Raw genomic sequence first — 17557 nt, forward strand, 5'->3', positions numbered from 1 at the left:
GCGCCCTTGAAATTCAAGGGCGCTTTTTTATGGCTGCTGTAATTGGCTGGTTTCGCCCCATGGCTACCGATAGCTTCGGCGGTCAATGCCTGGTTTGAAGCGACTGCTGCCGGTGACGTCGATGCACGTTTGCCAGCTACTCTGCATTAAGCAGTCATTCGATCGAACCAGGCCATGTCGGCTTGACTCATACAAAGTGCCCTCCACAAAAGCCGTGGCGATTCACTCTCGCTATTTCTTGCATCGTCTTCTCAAACACCAAGATAGGTGTTCCAGAGGCTGCGGTCGCTGTCCAGGGCGAGCGAACTACCTTGCCACACTACACGGCCGCGCTCCAGGATGAAGTGGCGGTCGGCCAGGCGTACCAGCCGGTCGACGTATTTGTCGACAACCAGGATCGTCTGGCCGGCCTCACGCAGTTGCGCCAGGCATTGCCATATCTCTTCGCGGATTACCGGGGCTAGGCCCTCGGTTGCCTCGTCCAAGATCAGGAGGCGCGGGTTGGTGGATAGGGCGCGGCCAATGGCCAGCATTTGCTGCTCACCGCCCGAGAGCTGATTGCCCATGTTCTGCGCGCGCTCTTTCAGGCGCGGGAACATGCGGTAGATTCGCTCTGCCGTCCAGCGGTCGCCTTGGCCATTCCGGTTGTCAGCAAAGGCGACCAAGTGCTCGTGCACCGTCAAGTTTGGGAAGCACATGCGGCCTTCAGGCACCACGGCCACGCCCAAGCGCGCAATGGAATCGGGGCGTAGCCCGTTGATGACTTCGCCGTCGAAACGGATCGTTCCCTGGCGCGCGAGCAGGTCTCCGATAAGGGTTTTGATGGTCGTGCTTTTCCCCATGCCATTTCGGCCTAGCAGCGTGACGACCTGTCCGGCAGCAATCTCCAAGTCAATTCCGAATAACACCTGACTGGCGCCGTAACCGGCCTCAATTCCGTTGGCGCTAAGGAGCGGAATTGGTGTGCTCATGCGGTGGCCTCCGTGGTTTCCGTGCCGAGGTAAACGGCTTGTACCAGGGGATGGTTGCGGATGGTTTCGACGTTGCCCGAGACCAGCACTTGGCCGTAGACCAGAACCGAGATGCGGTCGGCCAACGCGAAGACGGCCTTCATATCGTGTTCGATCAGCAAAATCGCCATGTCGCGGCGCAGCATGTGGATCAATGCGGTCATGCGCTCACTGTCCTCTGGGCCCATGCCGGCCATGGGTTCGTCGAGTAGCAGCAGCTTGGGACGAGCAGCCAGGGTCAGGGCCACGTCGAGCTGACGCTGCGCGCCGTGCGGTAAGGTGCCGGCGATACGTTGTAGTGCGTTCGCCAGGCCCACACGTTCGGCCAACGTACGCGCGGCTTCGTCCAAGGTTTTGTCGCGGCTGCGGTCGGCCAGAAAGCGCAGGCTGCTGCCAGCCTGGGCCTGCACGGCCAGCAGCAGGTTGTCGAGCACCGTGGCCTTTGGAAAGATGCTGGTGATCTGGAAGCAGCGCGACAGCCCCGCGCGGATGCGTGCATCCATGGGCATGGGGGTGAGGTCAACGCCGTCGAGTTCGATGCGGCCCTCATCAGGCAGTTGCAGACCCGATATCAAGTTGACCAGAGTGGACTTGCCTGCACCATTGGGGCCGATCAATGCATGAATCTCACCGGGACGTACATCCAGCGAAACATGGTTGGTGGCCAGCAGCGCACCGAAATGCTTGACCAGACCCTTGGCGACAAACAGGCTCATACGGCTTTTCCCTTGACAGCGGTTGGAGCGGTGGTGGAGGGGGCAGCCTTGAGCCGCGGCAGGCGCCAATGTTCGGCCGCGCCGGCCAACCCGCGCGGCGCGAAGAATACGATAACGATCAGCAGCAGGCCTAGTGGTATGTGCCAGTATTCGGTGAACTGCTTGACCAGCTCTTCCAGGCCGATCCAGAAAAAGGCTCCCACGGGGCCACCCCAGCGCAGGCCTACGCCTCCGATCACCACCATGACGATGAGCGTGGCCGATTGCGTCCAGTGCATCACCGAAGGGCTGACAAAGGCGTTGTGCGAGATCAGCAGCGCACCGGCCAGGCCGGCAATGGCCCCCGACAGCGCGAACGCCACCAACATCAGCTTGAATACCGGGTAACCCATGGCGCGCATACGCGTCTCGTTATCGCGTATGCCCATGAGCGCGTGACCGAAGCGTGAACGCGTGGCGCGGTTCAGCCCGACCATCACCAGTACCAGCAATGTCAGCACCACCCAGTAGAAGGTGGATTCGTCAGCGCTGTCCAGACCCAGGCCAAAGCTCGGGCGTGCGGCCAGGCTGTAGCCGTCGTCGCCGCCGTAGATGCGCAGCGATACGGCCACGTAGTACAGCATCTGCGCAAAGGCCAGCGTGCTCATGATCAAGTACACACCGCGCGTGCGCAGCGCGATCAGACCGATGAGGGCAGCCACGGCACCAGCCACCAGCATGGCGCCAGGCCAGAGAATCCAGGCCGACCCCACGCCCGCATCCGACAACGCCACCAGCGCATAAGCCCCCACGCCCAAGAAGCTGGCGTGCCCAAGCGCGGCCATGCCGCCAAACCCGAGGATGAAGTTGAGGCTGGCCGCGGCCAGCGCAAAGATCATGGCACGGCGCACGAAACTGACGTAGAAGTCCAGCCCGAACAACGGCGCCACCAGCGGGAAAAGGGCCAGCAGCGCGCAAAAAAACCAAGGAAACCAACGGTCTAATTTCATCGTAATGACTCCATCCGCCCTGTTAGCCGCGCGCAGGGAAAAGGCCAGCGGGCTTGAATGCCAACACGCCGGCCATCAGGGCGTAGGTGGCCAGACCGGCGATGGCCGGCGCCAGGTCCGAGACCAACGTGGGCGATAATAAGAAGCTGCGCAGCATTAGAGGCACGAAGGCACGGCCGATGGTGTCGACCATGCCCACCAACATGGCCGCGACAAAAGCGCCGCGCACTGAACCGATGCCACCAATCACCAGCACCACCAGCGAGGGGATGAGGATTTCCTCGCCCATGCCGATCTGCACCGCTGTCAGCGGCCCCATCAGCGCACCTGCCACGGCGGCCAGCGCCGCACCCAGCAGGAACACGAGGGAGAACACTCGGCCCACGCGCACGCCCATAAACTCGGCCATGCGCCGGTTAGAGGCGCCGGCACGCACCAGCATTCCCACGCGCGTGTGATTGACCAGCAGGTATAGGCTCACAGCCACTAGCACGCCGGAGCCCAAAATGAGCAAGCGATAGCTGGGGTACATCAGCCCTGGAAGAAGCTCCACCGGACCGGACAGCAGCACGGGCGCCGAAGCCATGATGGGGGCAGTGCCCCAGATTATCTTGACCGCGTCATCGGCCACCAGGATGACGCCGAAGGTGGCTAGGACCTGGGCCAAGTGATCGCGCCCATACAGGTGGCGCACCAGAACGATTTCTAGCACCAGGGCTAGCAGCATGACCATGGCCAGCGCGGAGAGCACGCCGATGACGAACGACTCCGAGCGCGCATGCACATGCGCCGCGACGTAGGCTCCGGCCATGAACAGCGAGCCGTGCGCCAGGTTCATCACGTCCATGATGCCGAACACCAGGGTCAATCCTGCAGCCAGTAGGAACAGCATGAAGCCGTAACCCAGGCCATTGAGCATTTGCTCGACGAAAAGTATCGTGGTCATGAGTCGCGCCTTTGCCGTGGGTTGCTTATTTCATCTTGCGCTGGTCGCGGTACGCATCCCGGTGCGTTTTGAGCACAGGTCGTAGAGCGCGAACAATTCTTCCCCTTGACGAAACACGGCAACCGGTAGGCCGTCGGCCACCACCAGCCAGGCCGCTCCATCGGGAAAGTCATCGGGCTCGCCGAAGTCGTGCCAGGCGGCGTGAGGAGTTTCTGTGCTCATGACGGGATCCTCAGAGCGGCGTGGCCATCTGCGCATCGGAATGGAGCAGGCCGTTAGAGCCCTTCGCTGGTCGGCCAATTGGGCATCAAGGTGTTCGACGGCAACGCCTCGTCGATGAGCTTGCGCGCGGTGTCCACACCCGCCACGGGCAGGCCCCGGGTGTCGAGCAGACCCACCTGAACCAGCACGCTGGCCTGATCCCAATAGATGTGTTCGTGGCACAACTTGTCGCCACGGAAACGGATCACACCAAGCATTGGGATTTCGACCTTGTACCCGGTGGGCGCGATGCCGGGCAGTAGCCAGTCGATGGCGGTAGTGTGGGTAAAGGAAAGGATGAACTCATCTACCACCTGGTTGGCGCCAATGGTGCGCGACAGCGGTGCCAATGTCATGTCAGGCGGGTTGCCATGCACGAAATGGTGCTTGTAGAAACGGTAGAGCTGCTTGTAGCCCACGCCGCCGGTCATGGTGGGGATGTGGTTGACATAGGGCTCGGCCACCATCGTGGCCATGGTGTCTTCGACATTGCGCGTGCCGAACTCATACTCACAGTGTTTGTCCCACAGGGCCGAGAGGTCGTACTCGGGGCCGATGGCGCGTTTGAGCGCCGCGATGGTGCGCTGGTGCGCCATCATGGCCGCGAGTTTGTCGAAGTGCATGCCGCCCGCGCGGGCGAACGCATGGTCCACGCCGGGATAGGTATAGAGCTCGACGCCCTTGAGGCCGCGCAGCGCGCCTTCAATGGCTGTACGGGCCGTGGCATTGCAATAGCCATCAAGTTCGGCGAAATGCAGTACCAGTCGGCCCTTGATGTTGTCGGCTTCGGCCAGCGCGTGTTCGATGCCCATGCCGTAATACCCCACGGCAACGTCCACGTCGGTGCGGCAGGCGGCAAAGTAAGCCAAGCGGCCGCCCATGCAGAACCCTACAAGACCCAGGCCCGTGGAATGGTCGACCTCGGGCATGGTGCGTAGCAGGTCCAGGCTCGACTGGATGTCGGCAATGCCTTTGTCCAGGTTGAAGCCCTGGAAATAACCAATAGCCCGATCGAAATCTGCCGGTGTGTAGCCCAGGTCCACACCAGGCTTCTGGCGCCAGAACAGGTCAGGCACCAAGGCCACATAGCCTTCTTCGGCGAACTGGTCGGCCACGGCGCGCATGTTGGCGTTGACGCCGAAGATCTCTTGCGCAATTACCACGCCCGGGCCGGTGCCGCTGGCCGGCAGCGCCAGGTAGGCAGAGAAGTTTTGGCCGTCGCGGCTCTGGACGGTGATGTGTCTGGTCATGTGTTTCCTCGATGTGGCCAAAAGAACGCGAAGGACGTGTCGCGCAGAGCACGTGAAGTGCGAGCATGAGACACCCATTCACGGAGCGCAGCTATCCGGAAATCGCAAGCATCGAGAAGTAGCAGCGGAATTGCCAAAACTGGCTAAAAACGTTTTTTCATGCGGGTTCCCACGGCTTGTGCTTGGGCATGCCTCTTGCGACAAATAGGGTAAAGACGTCGTGGGGACCTAAAGATGGTCTGGCATAGGCGTCCACTAAACGACCCAGGATGGCCCCCACATGCAGCCTCTCATATCGTCACCGATTGACCTCTCGCGGGTCTACCAGAACCGGGAATTACAAACTCGCAGCATCGTGCGCTCCCAGGAGTTCTTGCGGCATTCTTTGACCGAACACGAACTGCGTTGCGGCAGCGGCGACATCGACTCGTCGCTGTTCAGCGCCAGTTCGCGCCGACTGAAGATGATGGTGCTGCGCTACGGCCCTGAGGTTGAGATCAAGCCGCATCCTTTCAAGGGCTTCTTTCTGGTGCAGATGCCGCTGCGCGGCTCGTCCGAGATCGTGAGCGACGGCCAACGCATCACCGTGGGCCAAGGCCAGGCGGCCATCGTCGCGCCGCAGCGCCAGATTCGCCTGCACTGGAGTCGCGATTGTGAACAGATCCTGCTGCGCGTGCCCATGGACTTGATGCAGGAGGCCGCGGCCTCCTGCGGCCAGCCGTTGCCGCAGCCCAAGGTCGGAGCCGCCCTGGTGTCGCCTGCCACCGTGATCGACGCGTCTGCGGCCGCACGCTGGGCCGGCCTGTTGCAGACCTTTACTGAATTGACGCTGCCCGGGCATGGCGAGGCCAGCGTGGCGGCTCAGCCGGCGTGGATGGAGCACATCGAATTCAGCCTGGCGTTGTTCTTGTTGATGCAGAACGCGCGCCACACCGGCGATGAGGGGGCTGGCGACCTGGCGCGTGCCTGTGAAGGGGATTTGAAGGATCGGTCACGCGAGGCACTTCCAACGCCGCTGGGTCCGCTGGCTGCGGCGGAACGGTACGCACTGTCGCGCCTGTACGCGCCCATCGGCCTGGAAGACCTGGCATGTGCAGCGGGGGTAAGTTCGCGCACGCTGCACATGTATTGCAAGCGTGCGTTCGGTGTGGGACCCATGGTGTGGCTACGCAACCTGCGGCTGGATGCCGCGCGGCGCAAGCTTAGCAGCGACGCCAACTGCTTGGTTACCGATGTGGCCATGGACTTCGGCTTTGGCCACTTGGGACGTTTCTCGGCCTACTATCGCGAACGCTTCGGCGAGCTGCCGCGCGAGACGGCAGGAATGCGCCGTTAGAGCTCGTCTCGGTTTTGCAACCGTGTGAACCATTCGCTCGGTGAGTGTCCCTGGTCCGGCCCTAGGCTAGTGAATCCACCGTCTACCGGTAGATCCACGCCGGTGATCCACGACGCATCGGGCGAGCAAGAAAAGGCCACGGCGGCGGCAATTTCTTCGCCCCGCCCCACGCGGCCCAGCGGATGCACTAACGCGCCCAGGCGGTCAGCAGCCGCCAGGTCGCCTGCGCTCAAGGCCAACATGGCGGGAGACCACGTCCAAGCGGGCGACACACTGAGGCAGCGAATGCCTTGCGGCGCCAAAGTTACTGCGAGGTTCTTGGTGAGTTGCATCAGCCCAGCCTTGGAGGCAGGGTACAAGGCCCGGCCTGCAGCGCCAAACTTGCCTCCGGTGCTGCCTATGTTGACGATGACCGAACCCACGCCCATCACGGCTGCGGCCTGCTGTGCAAACATAGCGGCCGAGACCAAGTTCACGTTGAGCGTCGCCCACCATTGGGCGCGCGTCGAGGCCAGCCCAGCGTCCGTGTACGCGCAGGCGTTGTTGATCAGGAAGTCGAGTCGACCAAATTGCTGCTGCGTGACTTCGATGGCGCGCGCAATCTGCGCGTCGTCGGTCACGTCGGTTTGCTGGAAGATGGCGCGTGATCCTAGTTCGGCTGCCGCCTTGGCACCGACGTCGGCCTGCATGTCAGCCAGCAAGACGACCGCACCGTCTGTGTACAGACGGCATGCGATGTCCAGGCCCAGGCCCTGAGCTGCCCCGGTGACAATAGCTACCTTGCCGGCCAGGCGAGTACTGGTGCAAGACGCGTTGGAGATAGAGCGTGGGTTCATGTGCGGCCCTCCATAAGTGTGAAGGCGCTGTCGACTTCGGCGATATCTGCCACCAACGCCATACTGGCCAGTGCCGCATCATGGGTGTCTTGGCGTGCGGCGGCGCAGGCGTCTGCCGCCACCACGACACTGAAGCCGCGGTCCGCGGCATCGCGCACCGTACCTTCGACCACAGAGTGTGTGGCGACGCCGGCCACCAGCAGGTGCCGGGTGCCTAGCAAGTGCAAGGTTTGCTCTAGCGGCGTACCGGCAAAGCCGCTGATGCGTGCGTGGGTGATGACGAACTCGCGCGGCGACTCCTGCGGCGCCAGTGCTTCCAAAAATGCGCTGCCCCACTCACCTTCACGCACCGCGCCCAGCGCCACCGTTTGGCGAAAAATGGGTGTGTTACGGGGACAGTCCGCGTAGTCTGGCCGAAAGGCAATGCGCACGTGCACGATGGGCCAGCCGCGCACACGCGCGCCGTCTAGCATGCGAGCGGCGCGCGTGATCACGCGCGAGCGTTGCGAATCGTCGACGGCTACCCCCACACGGATGCGGCCGTCAGGGTGTAGCACTTCGTTCTGGTAATGCAAGGCCAGCACTGCCACAGGATAAGCGGCTGGGGCCATGGTCACAAGAACACCTCGAGGTTGGCGAAGATGCTCTCGCAATTCACCAGGTCCACGCGCTTCAGATGGACTTGCCAGCCACCGTCTTCGGTGGCCGCGAGCTTGTGGTGCACCGTGCCGGCCAGTTGGCGCTGCTCCAGCCGATACTCGGTGTACTGCAGGCTGGAGCGTACGATCAAATGGCCGCTGGCATCCAGCCCCTCGATCTGTATATTGCCGACCAGGCGGCTGCTGTGTGTCACCGGCTGCTGCGACCAGTTACGCACGTTGAGCAGTCGGCGCACGCGAGTTTCGCGCAGCATGCGGTCTTCCCAGAACAACGAAATCTGCTCAAACGGATCGGCCTGCCCATGGTGGCGTGGCACCCAGTAGCGGCCCTCCTTGGTCCACAGGGAGAGCCAGGCGTCGAAGCGACGTTCGTCGAGGAGACGCGCTTCGCGGAACAGGAACTGCTCGACACCGCGCAGGGCTTCCAGGCCCAGCGTGGCTACTGTGGCGGGTTGCAAGCTAAGGTTGATACTCCGGTCAAGCAGCATGGTGGGGGCACTCCGTGGCGGTGGTCGTGGTACTGGTGTCGGGGTGAAGGGGGCTGTCGTCGAGCATGTAGTCGCGCCACGCGGCGAACTGGTTGCGCATGGGTAGCTCGCTGGTGCCGTTGGTGGAGACCGCGCCGTCGGGCAAAGTGCGGTCGGTTCCGAGGTATCGATGCAGGCTGACCCAGTCGCCGCCAAAGGTGTTGTTGCCTTCCTGACAGCGACGGTAGACCTCGACGTCATCGGGCATGACATTGGACGAGGGTGAATTGATCAGGTTGGCGTAGGTCAGCGCGCGATCGTAAACCTCGGGCGGTGCACCTTTGCAGCGGAATAGCTGGATCTCGACCAGCGTGCGGTCCACCGCGAGTGGACGGATCACGCGGAACTGCTGAAACACGGTATGTGGCGAGCCGCTGCCGTATACGATTGTGTTGTGCCGGTTCATTCCGAGGATGTCGCGTGCGCGGTCTTCGCCATAGGCTTCGGTAAGGCATGCGAAGTGCGCGCGCGAGACCGGGTCGCGCGTTGCGGCATTGGGGTCGAAGATCCCTTCCATGTAGCCATGGCCGCGGTGGTAGGCGCGCAGCTCCAGCTTTTCCCAGAAGGCGTAAGGCTCGCCGTTTGCGTCCTGAATAAGCAGCTCGAACGGCATCTCGCCGATGGCTTCGGCCTCTTCGCGCGCTGCCACGAACGAAGACTCGTGCGTGACGCGTGCGTGCATGGTGTCGTGCAGGTTCTCGTAGAAAACCTTCCAGTTGGAAGGCTGCTGCACACGGAACACGCCGCCAGCGACCTCCACCTCGCCCACCGGTGAGCGGTCGCACAAGTTGTCGATCGACGAGGCTACGCCGCCCAGGAACTCGCGCAAGCTGATGCCCTCGGGACTTTGGCTGGCGAAGACGAAGCCGCGGTACTGGTCGACGCGCGCCACTGGGCGCATCGAGAATTCGGGGCTGGCGGGGTTGTAGTTGGTGCCTTCGAAACCAGGGCGCAGCGGCGCCGAGAGGTGGGTGCCGTCGAGTTTAAAGGTCCAAGCGTGGTAGGAGCAGCGGAAGAACTTGCCGACGCAGCCGTCGCCCTCGGCCACCAGCTTGGCGCCCTTGTGCGGGCAGCGGTTGTAGAGCACTTTGACCTGGCCTTCCTGGCCGCGCACCATCACCACGTCTTGGCTACCGATGCGCGTGGTGTGAAAGTCGCCGCTGTTGGGCACCTGGCTTTCGTGTCCGACGTAGATCCAAGCACGGCCATAGATGCGCTCCATCTCCAGCGCGAATATGGCGGGATCGGTGTAGACGCTCTTATGCACGCTGTCGGGCCGTATCAAGGCGGCCAGGGCTTCGCTGTTCATCATGGACTGGTCCTTCTTCGGGGTGAACGGTTCATGACATTTAGTGTGGGCAGAAGCTGCACGTGGCAATAGCCGCCATCCGCACCGCGCTATCCGCAATCGGCAATCGGCAAGCGGTGGAGCGGTGGAGCGGTGCGCCACGCTCCTTCTGGATTCGGACAAGCTGCAGGGTGCGACTGCCGATTGCGGATAGCGGTGCGCCCAATGCGTTCCTAGACTTTGATGCACCTTGGTTTGGAACAACGCAGCGGCTTTGCTGATGTGTTATTGCCAGGCCGATGCGCTACTTGTTTGTCCGAACCCCTACGAACCCTCTTTCTGGAGATTGGTATGAAACCTTGGAGTCGTTCAAGCCTCGCCCCCTTGGCTCTGTCTGCATTGCTCGGTGCGGGCGGTACCGCCCATGCGGCCGATGTGGTCAAGGTCGGTTTCTTGACAAGTCTCTCGGGGCCTGGCGCGGCCTTGGGCCAGGAGATTCGGGACGGCTTCAACCTCGGCCTGCAGCACAGCGGCGGCAAGCTGGGCGGGCTCCCGGTGGAGATAAACATCGTCGACGACCAGCAAAACCCAGAGAGCGCGCGCCAGACGGCCGAGCGCTTCATCAAGCGCGACAAGGTAGATGTGATCACTGGTGTGGTGTTCTCCAACGTGCTGCTGCCCATCCTGCCGATGATTCTGAACAGCGAAACGGTCTACCTCAGCACCAACACCGGTCCCGAGGACTACGCCGGCGCCAAGTGCAACCGCAATTTCTTCGTGGTGTCGTGGCAAAACGAGGACATCCCGCAAGCCGTGGGCAAGTTCGCCATGGACCGCAAGTTCTCGAAGGTCGCGTTAATCGCGCCAAACTATCCAGGTGGGCGTGAATCGCTGGGCGGCTTCAAGCGCCAATATAAGGGCAAGGTGGTCGAGGAGATCTACTCCAAGATGGGCCAACTAGATTACTCGGCCGAACTGGCGACACTACGTGCGGCCAAGCCCGATGCTGTGTTCTTCTTCCTGCCTGGAGGCATGGGCGTGAACTTCATCAAGCAGTTTGATGCGGCTGGCTTGTCCAAGCAGATGACCTTGCTCGCGCCCGGTTTCTCGGCCGATGAGGACACCATCAAGGCAGTGGGCAGCTCGTTGACAGGTACCTACAACGGCACGCAGTGGGCGGCGGACCTACCTAACCCGGCGAACCGCAAGTTCGTGGAGGATTTCCAAAAAACCTACGGACGCATGCCCAGCATGTATGCCTCGCAAGGCTACGACACGGCGGTGCTGCTCGATGCCGCAGTGCGTGGCGCCGGAGGCAAGGTAGAAAATCGCGATGTGCTGCGTAAGGCTTTGCGCACGGCGGACTTCAAGTCGGTGCGTGGCAGCTTCAAGTTCAACACCAACCAGTACCCTATCCAGAACCTCTACATGCGCGTGGTCGAAAAGGACGCAGCCGGTCGTGTCAGCAACAAGCTCGTGAGCACGGTCTTCTCGGCCCACACTGACCCGTTTGCGGCCAGTTGTAACATGAACTGAGCGAAGGCACATCGGCATGTCTACAGTTACCAGCGATGCCGTTCTGGCATTGCAGATCATCGAAATACGTCGGCTCAATCCTCTTGTGTGCCTTTTACGCATCGGAAACAGGTCAGAGAGTCCTGAGAGCTTGCCCGGCTTTACGGCAGGCGCACATATCAGCATCAAGGTCAGGCTACCGGATGGAACGCAAGATTGGCGGCGGTATTCGTTGATAAATCTCAGCAGAGAAAAGGAGTCTTCGGTGCGGCCCACCGAGTACTTGGTGGGTGTGCGGCTAGAAACCGAAGGTCGCGGTGGTTCACGCTACTTACATTGGCAGGTTACCGAAGGTGATTGGCTCGAAGTGCAGGCACCTAGAAATGATTTTCCGCTACAGGTTTGTGCTGGCCGAACGATCTTGATTGGAGGCGGCATCGGTATCACGCCGGTGGCCAGCATGGCTGCCGCATGTCGCGCGACGGCTCGCCCTGTGACCCTGTACTACGCTGGCCGCAGTCGCTCTTCCATGGCGTTGCTGGAGGAACTGCAACAGTTACTGGGAGACGATCTCGTCGTACATATCGATGATGAGCAGAGCGCCCCATTGGACATTGCCGCCATTCTCGATTCCTGCAGCTCGAAAGATCACCTCTACATTTGCGGTCCTCAACCTTTGCTCGACGCTGTTCTGGTACAAACTGCGGGGCGCAGTTGGGACGCTGGCCGCGTCCACTTTGAGCTGTTCGGGGCCCCGAGTCTATCTGCAGACGACCGCAGCTTTGAGCTGATACTACAAAGCAGCGGTAAGCGCCTCACCGTGCCCCCAAGCAAGTCTGTTTTGACCGTACTGAATGAAGCCGGTTGCGACGTTATGTTCGACTGCGAGCGAGGCGAGTGTGGTGTGTGCGCGGTCGAAGTTCTGAGCGGTGTGATCGACCACCGCGACTATGTGCTGACAGAGCGCGAAAAACACGAAGGGCGTGTAATGCATGCTTGTGTTTCGCGTTGCAAAGGAGCGGTGCTGGTGCTGAACCTATGACGGGGGCCAACCTGTATTTGGAGTTAGACGCCGAGCAATTGTTCTAGTGCAGTGTGAATCGCCCCAGCTTTGAGCTGCCCCTCAGAAGTTGGACGGTTACCATCCCGCCAATTAGGCAGTGTTTCTCAGACGATATCCTACCGGGCTGAGGATAGGAACTCAGGAAGACCGCAATCAGCTCGAGTCACGCTAGTCGCGCCCACCGCCGGTCGATTCGCTGAACTTCAGCTATTGGATGAAGCAGTCATCCGGCGGCCGAGCCTGAACGGCTGCAACCAGCCTAAAACAGCCGCTTAAGCAAAAGAGCTGGCCGACTGCTTCTGGCCCATGCGGCCCTCGTTCCATTTCAAACATTCCAAATACAAAGCCACCCCAAGGTGGCTTTGTATTTATACGGGGCTTCTCACTCAGGCCTCATGCCAGCTCACCACGCCCGTAAAGGCCGTGACCAGCACGATGATGCCGAAGGCGATGCGGTACCAGGCGAAAGGCACAAAGCTGTGGCTGGAGATAAAGCGCAGCAGCCAGCGCACGCAGAGCCAGGCGCTGATGAAGGAGAAGATCAGGCCCACGGCAAACAGCGGCACATCGGCCATGCTCAGCAGGGCACGTTCCTTGTAGAGGCTGTAGACCCCGGCGCCGATCAGCGTGGGGATGGCCAGGAAGAAGGAGAAGTCGGTGGCCGCCTTGCGCGACAGCCCCAGCAGCATGCCGCCGATGATGGTGGCGCCGCTGCGGCTGGTGCCGGGCACCATGGCCAGGCATTGCACCAGGCCGACCTTGAGCGCATCCAGCGGCGTCATCTCGTCCACGGACTGCACGCGCACCACGGCGGCCTGGCGCTTTTCCGCCCAGAGAATGATGAAGCCGCCGACGATGAAGGTCGTGGCCACGACCACGGGGATGAACAGATGGGCCTTGATGAATTTGCCCAGCAGCAGGCCCAGCACCACGGCAGGCAGAAAGCCGATCAGCACATTCAGCGCAAACTTCTGCGCCTGGCGGCTGCTGGGCAGGGCCACCACGGTGGATTGGATCTTTTGCCAGTAAACCAGAATCACCGCAAAAATGGCGCCGGTCTGGATGGCGATATCGAACACCTTGGCCTTGGCGTCGTCAAAGCCCAGCAAAGAGCCCGCCAGAATCAGGTGACCCGTGGAAGAAATGGGCAAGAACTCGGTCAGGCCCTCGACGATGCCCATGATGGCCGCCTTGACCAGCATTAAAGTGTCCACGCGAATTGTCCTTTGAGTACAGGTTTGTCAGTCAAAGCCGCAGATTATCCACCTGCTGTTTGACGAGTTGATGCAGCATTCGCGCAATCGCATTTTTTTACACGCCCCGGCCTGATTCCATAGGCAAAACAGCCAAGCTGTGCTGCAATTGCAGCGCGCCGGCTGTCGGCGTTCTCAAAATCACACATCATGAAAAAACTCGTTGTCTTGGCCGTTGTTTCCATGGCTTGCAGCCTGAGCATGGCCGCCGCTGACAAGCCTAAGACCGCCCAGCAGCAGCTCATGGGCACTTGCAACACCGAAGCCGCCGGCAAGAAAGGCGATGAACGCAAGGAGTTCATGAAGTCCTGCCTGTCCGACGGCAAAAAGCGTCAGCAGGAACGCATGAAGAGCTGCAATGCCGACGCTGCCGGCAAAAAGGGCGACGAGCGCAAGGCCTTCATGAGCGAGTGCCTGAAAAAGGACTGAGCCACCCTCCGCTCAGGCTTTCCCCGAACGCCGTGCCTCCGTCCAGGAGCACGGCGTTTTTCATGGTCGTTCGCGGCGGCCGGCTGCATTTCGCACCCGGCTTTGCGCCATTCGTCGCAAGGCGCTCGCCCTGCGGCCGGGGCGGCGCCACAGTGCAGTCCAACACCTGCCTGAAAGCCGCACCATGCAACTGACACCGCTGATCGCCTTCCATATGGGCTGCGCCATAGGCGCCACCGCCATCGGTCCCGTAGCGCTCTGGGCACGCCGCCGCGGCGCCGCACGCCCGACTCTGCACCGCGCGGCCGGCTATGTATTCGTGCTGCTCATGCTGGCCACTGCCATCTCCGCATTGTTCATACGCGACTTCAAGCTGCCCAACTGGGCAGGCTTCACGCCCATTCATCTGCTGATCCCCGTGACGCTCGGAGGCCTGGCCTTGTCTTTCTGGCATCTGGCCCATCGACGCATCGCCCAGCACCGCAGCGTCATGCGCAAGCTGTACTTCGGCAGCTGCGTGGTCGCAGGGCTGTTCACGCTGCTTCCGGGCCGACTGCTCGGCAATCTGCTGTGGAAAGGACTGGCCTGATCCCCGCACTCATCCCAAGCACTACTAGGAAAAGACATGCACCCGATCTCTGAAGACGCTCTGTACCGCCAGGCACGCCGCCGCGCCGGCATGAAGCTGGCCTGGTATATCCATGCTGCGGTCTATGCCGCAGTGAATCTGGGCCTGATGGCCCTGGCTCTGAGCCAGGGACGACACTGGGCCATCTACCCGGCTCTGGGCTGGGGTCTGGGCCTGCTGATACATGGCGCCGTGGTCTGGCTGCTGGCACCCGGCAGTCCGCTCTTTCAGCAACTGCTGGAGCACGAACTGAAAGCGCTGCAGCGCAGCGAAAAGCGCTAGATGCCAGGCCACCCATCACCTACCATGCCTGTCATGTCCATGTTTGCGCCCACACCCCTCTTCCGTCACGCCGGCATCACCGTGGCGGCCTGCCTGCTGATCGCTGCAGCGCTGACGGCACTGGGCCAGGGCCTGTGGGATGTCAACCTTGCCTATTCGCTGGCCATCGGCCTGATCAGCTGGCTGAGCATCGATCTGCTCAGGTTGCGCTGGCGCGAGTCCGACGACATTCCCTGGCCGCGCGGCATGCGCGGCATGGCCTTGGTGCCGCTGGGAATTGCAGCCGGTCTGGTTCTGGGCAATCCGCTGGGCAGCCTCTATGTTCAGCAGTTCCATCCCGAACTGTCTGCCGCAGCCCGACCCTCGCTATGGCTGCCGTTTGCCATCACCATGGCGACCAGCATTGCCATGTCCTGGGGCTTTTATGTGGTGGGCAAATCGCGCCATCTGCAAATGCAGGCAGAGCAGGCCCGGCGCCAGGCCGCCGAAGCGCGGCTCGGTCTGCTGCAGGCCCAGCTGGAGCCACATATGCTGTTCAACACCCTGGCCAATCTGCGCGTGCTGATTGCAAGCGATGCGCCACGTGCGGAGCAGATGCTCGACCATCTGATCGCCTACCTGCGTGCCACTCTGGCCGGCTCGCGCAGCGGCACCCATAGTCTTGCCAGCGAATTTGCCTTGCTGACCGACTATCTGGCCCTGATGCAGATCCGCATGGGCGACCGGCTCAGCTACTCCTTGACGCTGCCCGCCGAACTGGCCGCACTGCCCGTGCCAACCCTGCTGTTGCAGCCGCTGGTGGAGAACAGCATTCGCCATGGACTGGAGCCCCAGTTGGCCGGCGGCCACATTGCCGTTCAGGCAGGCATGCTGGATGACAGCCGCCTCCTGCTCAGCGTGCATGACAATGGCCTGGGCCTGCCCGTGGTGGCGGGCCAGCTGCCTTCGGGCTCCGGCTTTGGCCTGCAGCAGATTCGCGAGCGTCTGGCCAGCCGCTACGGCGGCGCTGCCCGCTTCGACCTGACAGCAGATAGCGCAGGCGGAACCAGGGCCTGCATCGCACTCCCCCTGAAGTCCCAGCCATGAACACCAGTCCGCCGCGCGCCCTGATTGCCGAAGATGAACCGCTGCTGGCCCTGGCATTGCAGCAGTTGCTGGGCCAGCTCTGGCCCCAGTTGCATATAGAGGCCAGGGTGGCCGACGGCATCAGCGCCGTGCAGCAGGCGCTGACCCTGCTGCCCGATCTGCTGTTCCTGGACATTCGCATGCCCGGCCAGACAGGGCTGGAAGCCGCCGCCGAAATCGCCGATGCCTGGCCTGAGGAACAAGCACTACCGGCGATTGTCTTTGTCACCGCCTACGACCAGTACGCCCTGGCGGCCTTCGAGGCCTGCGCCATGGACTATGTGCTCAAGCCGGTGCAGGCGGCCCGCCTCGGCCAGACCGTGCAACGCCTGCAGCAGTGGTGGCAGCAGCGCCAGCCGGCGCAGGGCATGGACCTTGCCATGCAGAATCACCGTCAGCTCGAGCAGTTGCTCGGGCTGCAGCAGCAACTGCTGGGGCAGGGCCCCGCAGCCCTGCAGATCATTCAGGCCAGCGTCGGCAACCAGATCCATATGGTGAGGGTGCAGGACATCGTCTACCTCGAAGCCGCCGACAAGTACCTGCGCGTGCTGACGGCCGGTCAGGAGTATCTGATCCGCACCCCGCTGAAGGATTTGCTGCCGCAACTAGACGCGCGCGAGTTCTGGCAGATCCATCGCGGCACCGTGGTGCGGGCGCAAGCCATTGCCAGCGCCCAGCGTGACGAGTCCGGACGCCTCAGCCTGCTGCTGCGCGAGCGTCCCGAAAAGCTGGCCGTCAGCCGTCTGTACGCAACACGGTTCAAGGCGATGTAGCCAGCACCATCACATCCTCCCAGTCCACACCCTGCATGGCATCCCAATGCGCCACGATGACGCTGCGGGGCCGTGCCGGATTCTTGAGCTCGGCGGCCATGGCCGCCAGCGCATGCTGCACATAGCGCTCGGACGGTTTGTCCAGCGCCGCCAGCGGCTCGTCGATCAGCACCAGCTCGGCGGCGCTGGCCCAGCCAGCGGCCATCCACAGCTTGCGCTGGGTGCCCGAGGACAGGGCCAGCAGCGGCTTGTGCAAATGTGGCTCCAGCCCGAAGCCCTGCACATGCTGCTCGAACTGCTGCTGCGACCAATGCGGATACAGCGTGCGCTGCAAAGCCACCCAGCTCTGGGCCGGCATCTGGTTGTAGACATCGTTGAGCGGCTGGCGTGGGTCCTGCCAGAAGCAGGAGCTTGCAGTCAGGCGACCATCGTCGGCGAACGGATAGTGCAGCAAGCCCATGCGCAGCGGCAATTGCCCGGCCAATGCCTTGAGCCAGCTGGTCTTGCCCGTGCCTTCGTCACCTTGCAGCAGACACAGCCCGGCATGCCAGCAATGCGAGGCCTCTTGGGCCACAACACGGCCGGGGTAGCCAAAGCTCACCTGCAGAGCCTGCACCATGCAGAGCGGCTCGCAGCCATCATCGAGTTCAGAATTCATAGCTGACAACGCC

General features: G+C 62.1%; 20 protein-coding genes. 8 read left to right on the plus strand and 12 right to left on the minus strand.

Annotation, left to right across the window (positions count from 1 at the left end; translation table 11 throughout):
• Window positions 1-251 precede the first annotated feature (251 nt).
• The 6 genes from NOX35_RS19165 to NOX35_RS19190 are packed head-to-tail and all read right to left on the minus strand — an operon-like array spanning window position 252 to window position 5172.
• Window positions 252-971 (minus strand): ABC transporter ATP-binding protein, encoded by a 720-nt coding sequence (locus tag NOX35_RS19165; protein WP_256494375.1) that lies wholly within the window; start codon window positions 969-971, stop codon window positions 252-254.
• The gene (locus tag NOX35_RS19170; protein ID WP_256494376.1) at window positions 968-1726 is read right to left on the minus strand and encodes an ABC transporter ATP-binding protein; all 759 of its coding nucleotides are present in this window, start codon (window positions 1724-1726) and stop codon (window positions 968-970) included. The genes NOX35_RS19165 and NOX35_RS19170 overlap by 4 nt, the downstream gene beginning before the upstream one ends.
• Complete coding sequence (locus NOX35_RS19175) at window positions 1723-2715, minus strand: branched-chain amino acid ABC transporter permease (RefSeq protein WP_256494379.1); 993 nt, start codon at window positions 2713-2715, stop codon at window positions 1723-1725. The genes NOX35_RS19170 and NOX35_RS19175 overlap by 4 nt, the downstream gene beginning before the upstream one ends.
• A 22-nt stretch (window positions 2716-2737) precedes the next feature.
• Complete coding sequence (locus tag NOX35_RS19180) at window positions 2738-3661, minus strand: branched-chain amino acid ABC transporter permease (protein ID WP_256494380.1); 924 nt, start codon at window positions 3659-3661, stop codon at window positions 2738-2740.
• A 30-nt stretch (window positions 3662-3691) separates the two neighbouring features.
• Complete coding sequence (locus tag NOX35_RS19185; RefSeq protein ID WP_256494381.1) at window positions 3692-3883, minus strand: hypothetical protein; 192 nt, start codon at window positions 3881-3883, stop codon at window positions 3692-3694.
• Window positions 3884-3936: 53 nt separating this feature from the next.
• Window positions 3937-5172: a dienelactone hydrolase family protein gene (locus NOX35_RS19190; RefSeq protein ID WP_256494383.1), complete on the minus strand. Its 1236-nt coding sequence runs from the start codon at window positions 5170-5172 to the stop codon at window positions 3937-3939.
• Between the two features lie 280 nt (window positions 5173-5452).
• Here NOX35_RS19190 and NOX35_RS19195 point away from each other — a divergent pair, with 280 nt between their 5' ends.
• A complete protein-coding gene (locus NOX35_RS19195; RefSeq protein WP_256494384.1) occupies window positions 5453-6508 on the plus strand; it encodes an AraC family transcriptional regulator in 1056 nt (351 codons plus the stop codon).
• Here NOX35_RS19195 and NOX35_RS19200 read toward each other — a convergent pair.
• From NOX35_RS19200 to NOX35_RS19215, 4 genes are read right to left on the minus strand one after another with little or no spacing between them, the layout of a single operon-like run.
• Entirely contained in the window at window positions 6505-7344 is an 840-nt protein-coding gene (locus tag NOX35_RS19200) for an SDR family oxidoreductase (RefSeq protein ID WP_256494386.1), read from the minus strand. The genes NOX35_RS19195 and NOX35_RS19200 overlap by 4 nt on opposite strands.
• Complete coding sequence (locus tag NOX35_RS19205; protein WP_256494387.1) at window positions 7341-7955, minus strand: cysteine hydrolase family protein; 615 nt, start codon at window positions 7953-7955, stop codon at window positions 7341-7343. The genes NOX35_RS19200 and NOX35_RS19205 overlap by 4 nt, the downstream gene beginning before the upstream one ends.
• Window positions 7956-7957: 2 nt before the next feature.
• On the minus strand, window positions 7958-8491 hold the full coding sequence (locus NOX35_RS19210; RefSeq protein ID WP_371878496.1) for an aromatic-ring-hydroxylating dioxygenase subunit beta: 534 nt from the start codon (window positions 8489-8491) through the stop codon (window positions 7958-7960).
• Window positions 8481-9842, minus strand: coding sequence for an aromatic ring-hydroxylating dioxygenase subunit alpha (locus tag NOX35_RS19215; RefSeq protein WP_371878497.1), 1362 nt, complete (start codon window positions 9840-9842; stop codon window positions 8481-8483). The genes NOX35_RS19210 and NOX35_RS19215 overlap by 11 nt, the downstream gene beginning before the upstream one ends.
• Before the next feature lie 327 nt (window positions 9843-10169).
• On the opposite strand from NOX35_RS19215, the gene NOX35_RS19220 reads away from it, so the two are divergent.
• Both NOX35_RS19220 and NOX35_RS19225 read left to right on the plus strand, forming a co-directional pair.
• A complete protein-coding gene (locus NOX35_RS19220; protein ID WP_256494389.1) occupies window positions 10170-11354 on the plus strand; it encodes an ABC transporter substrate-binding protein in 1185 nt (394 codons plus the stop codon).
• A gap of 16 nt (window positions 11355-11370) precedes the next feature.
• Window positions 11371-12375, plus strand: a complete 1005-nt coding sequence (locus tag NOX35_RS19225) for a PDR/VanB family oxidoreductase (protein ID WP_256494390.1) — start codon at window positions 11371-11373, stop codon at window positions 12373-12375.
• A 407-nt stretch (window positions 12376-12782) separates the two neighbouring features.
• Here NOX35_RS19225 and NOX35_RS19230 read toward each other — a convergent pair whose 3' ends face one another.
• Entirely contained in the window at window positions 12783-13610 is an 828-nt protein-coding gene (locus tag NOX35_RS19230; RefSeq protein WP_256494391.1) for an undecaprenyl-diphosphate phosphatase, read from the minus strand.
• 189 nt (window positions 13611-13799) lie between these two features.
• Here NOX35_RS19230 and NOX35_RS19235 point away from each other — a divergent pair, with 189 nt between their 5' ends.
• The 5 genes from NOX35_RS19235 (at window position 13800) to NOX35_RS19255 (ending at window position 16886) form a co-directional block, all read left to right on the plus strand.
• Entirely contained in the window at window positions 13800-14078 is a 279-nt protein-coding gene (locus NOX35_RS19235; RefSeq protein WP_256494392.1) for a PsiF family protein, read from the plus strand.
• Window positions 14079-14262: 184 nt separating this feature from the next.
• Window positions 14263-14667, plus strand: coding sequence for a DUF2306 domain-containing protein (locus tag NOX35_RS19240; RefSeq protein WP_256494393.1), 405 nt, complete (start codon window positions 14263-14265; stop codon window positions 14665-14667).
• Between the two features lie 36 nt (window positions 14668-14703).
• The gene (locus NOX35_RS19245; protein WP_256494395.1) at window positions 14704-14988 is read left to right on the plus strand and encodes a 2TM domain-containing protein; all 285 of its coding nucleotides are present in this window, start codon (window positions 14704-14706) and stop codon (window positions 14986-14988) included.
• 24 nt (window positions 14989-15012) lie between these two features.
• Complete coding sequence (locus tag NOX35_RS19250) at window positions 15013-16074, plus strand: sensor histidine kinase (protein WP_256494397.1); 1062 nt, start codon at window positions 15013-15015, stop codon at window positions 16072-16074.
• Window positions 16071-16886, plus strand: coding sequence for a LytTR family DNA-binding domain-containing protein (locus NOX35_RS19255; RefSeq protein ID WP_182283713.1), 816 nt, complete (start codon window positions 16071-16073; stop codon window positions 16884-16886). Before NOX35_RS19250 ends, NOX35_RS19255 begins: the two co-directional genes overlap by 4 nt.
• On the opposite strand, the gene NOX35_RS19260 is transcribed toward NOX35_RS19255, so the two are convergent.
• Complete coding sequence (locus NOX35_RS19260) at window positions 16873-17544, minus strand: ATP-binding cassette domain-containing protein (protein WP_256494398.1); 672 nt, start codon at window positions 17542-17544, stop codon at window positions 16873-16875. The genes NOX35_RS19255 and NOX35_RS19260 overlap by 14 nt on opposite strands.
• Between the last annotated feature and the right edge of the window lie 13 nt (window positions 17545-17557).

The sequence above is a fragment of the Comamonas sp. C11 genome, from assembly GCF_024496285.1.
Taxonomy (GTDB): Bacteria; Pseudomonadota; Gammaproteobacteria; order Burkholderiales; family Burkholderiaceae_C; genus Comamonas; species Comamonas testosteroni_F.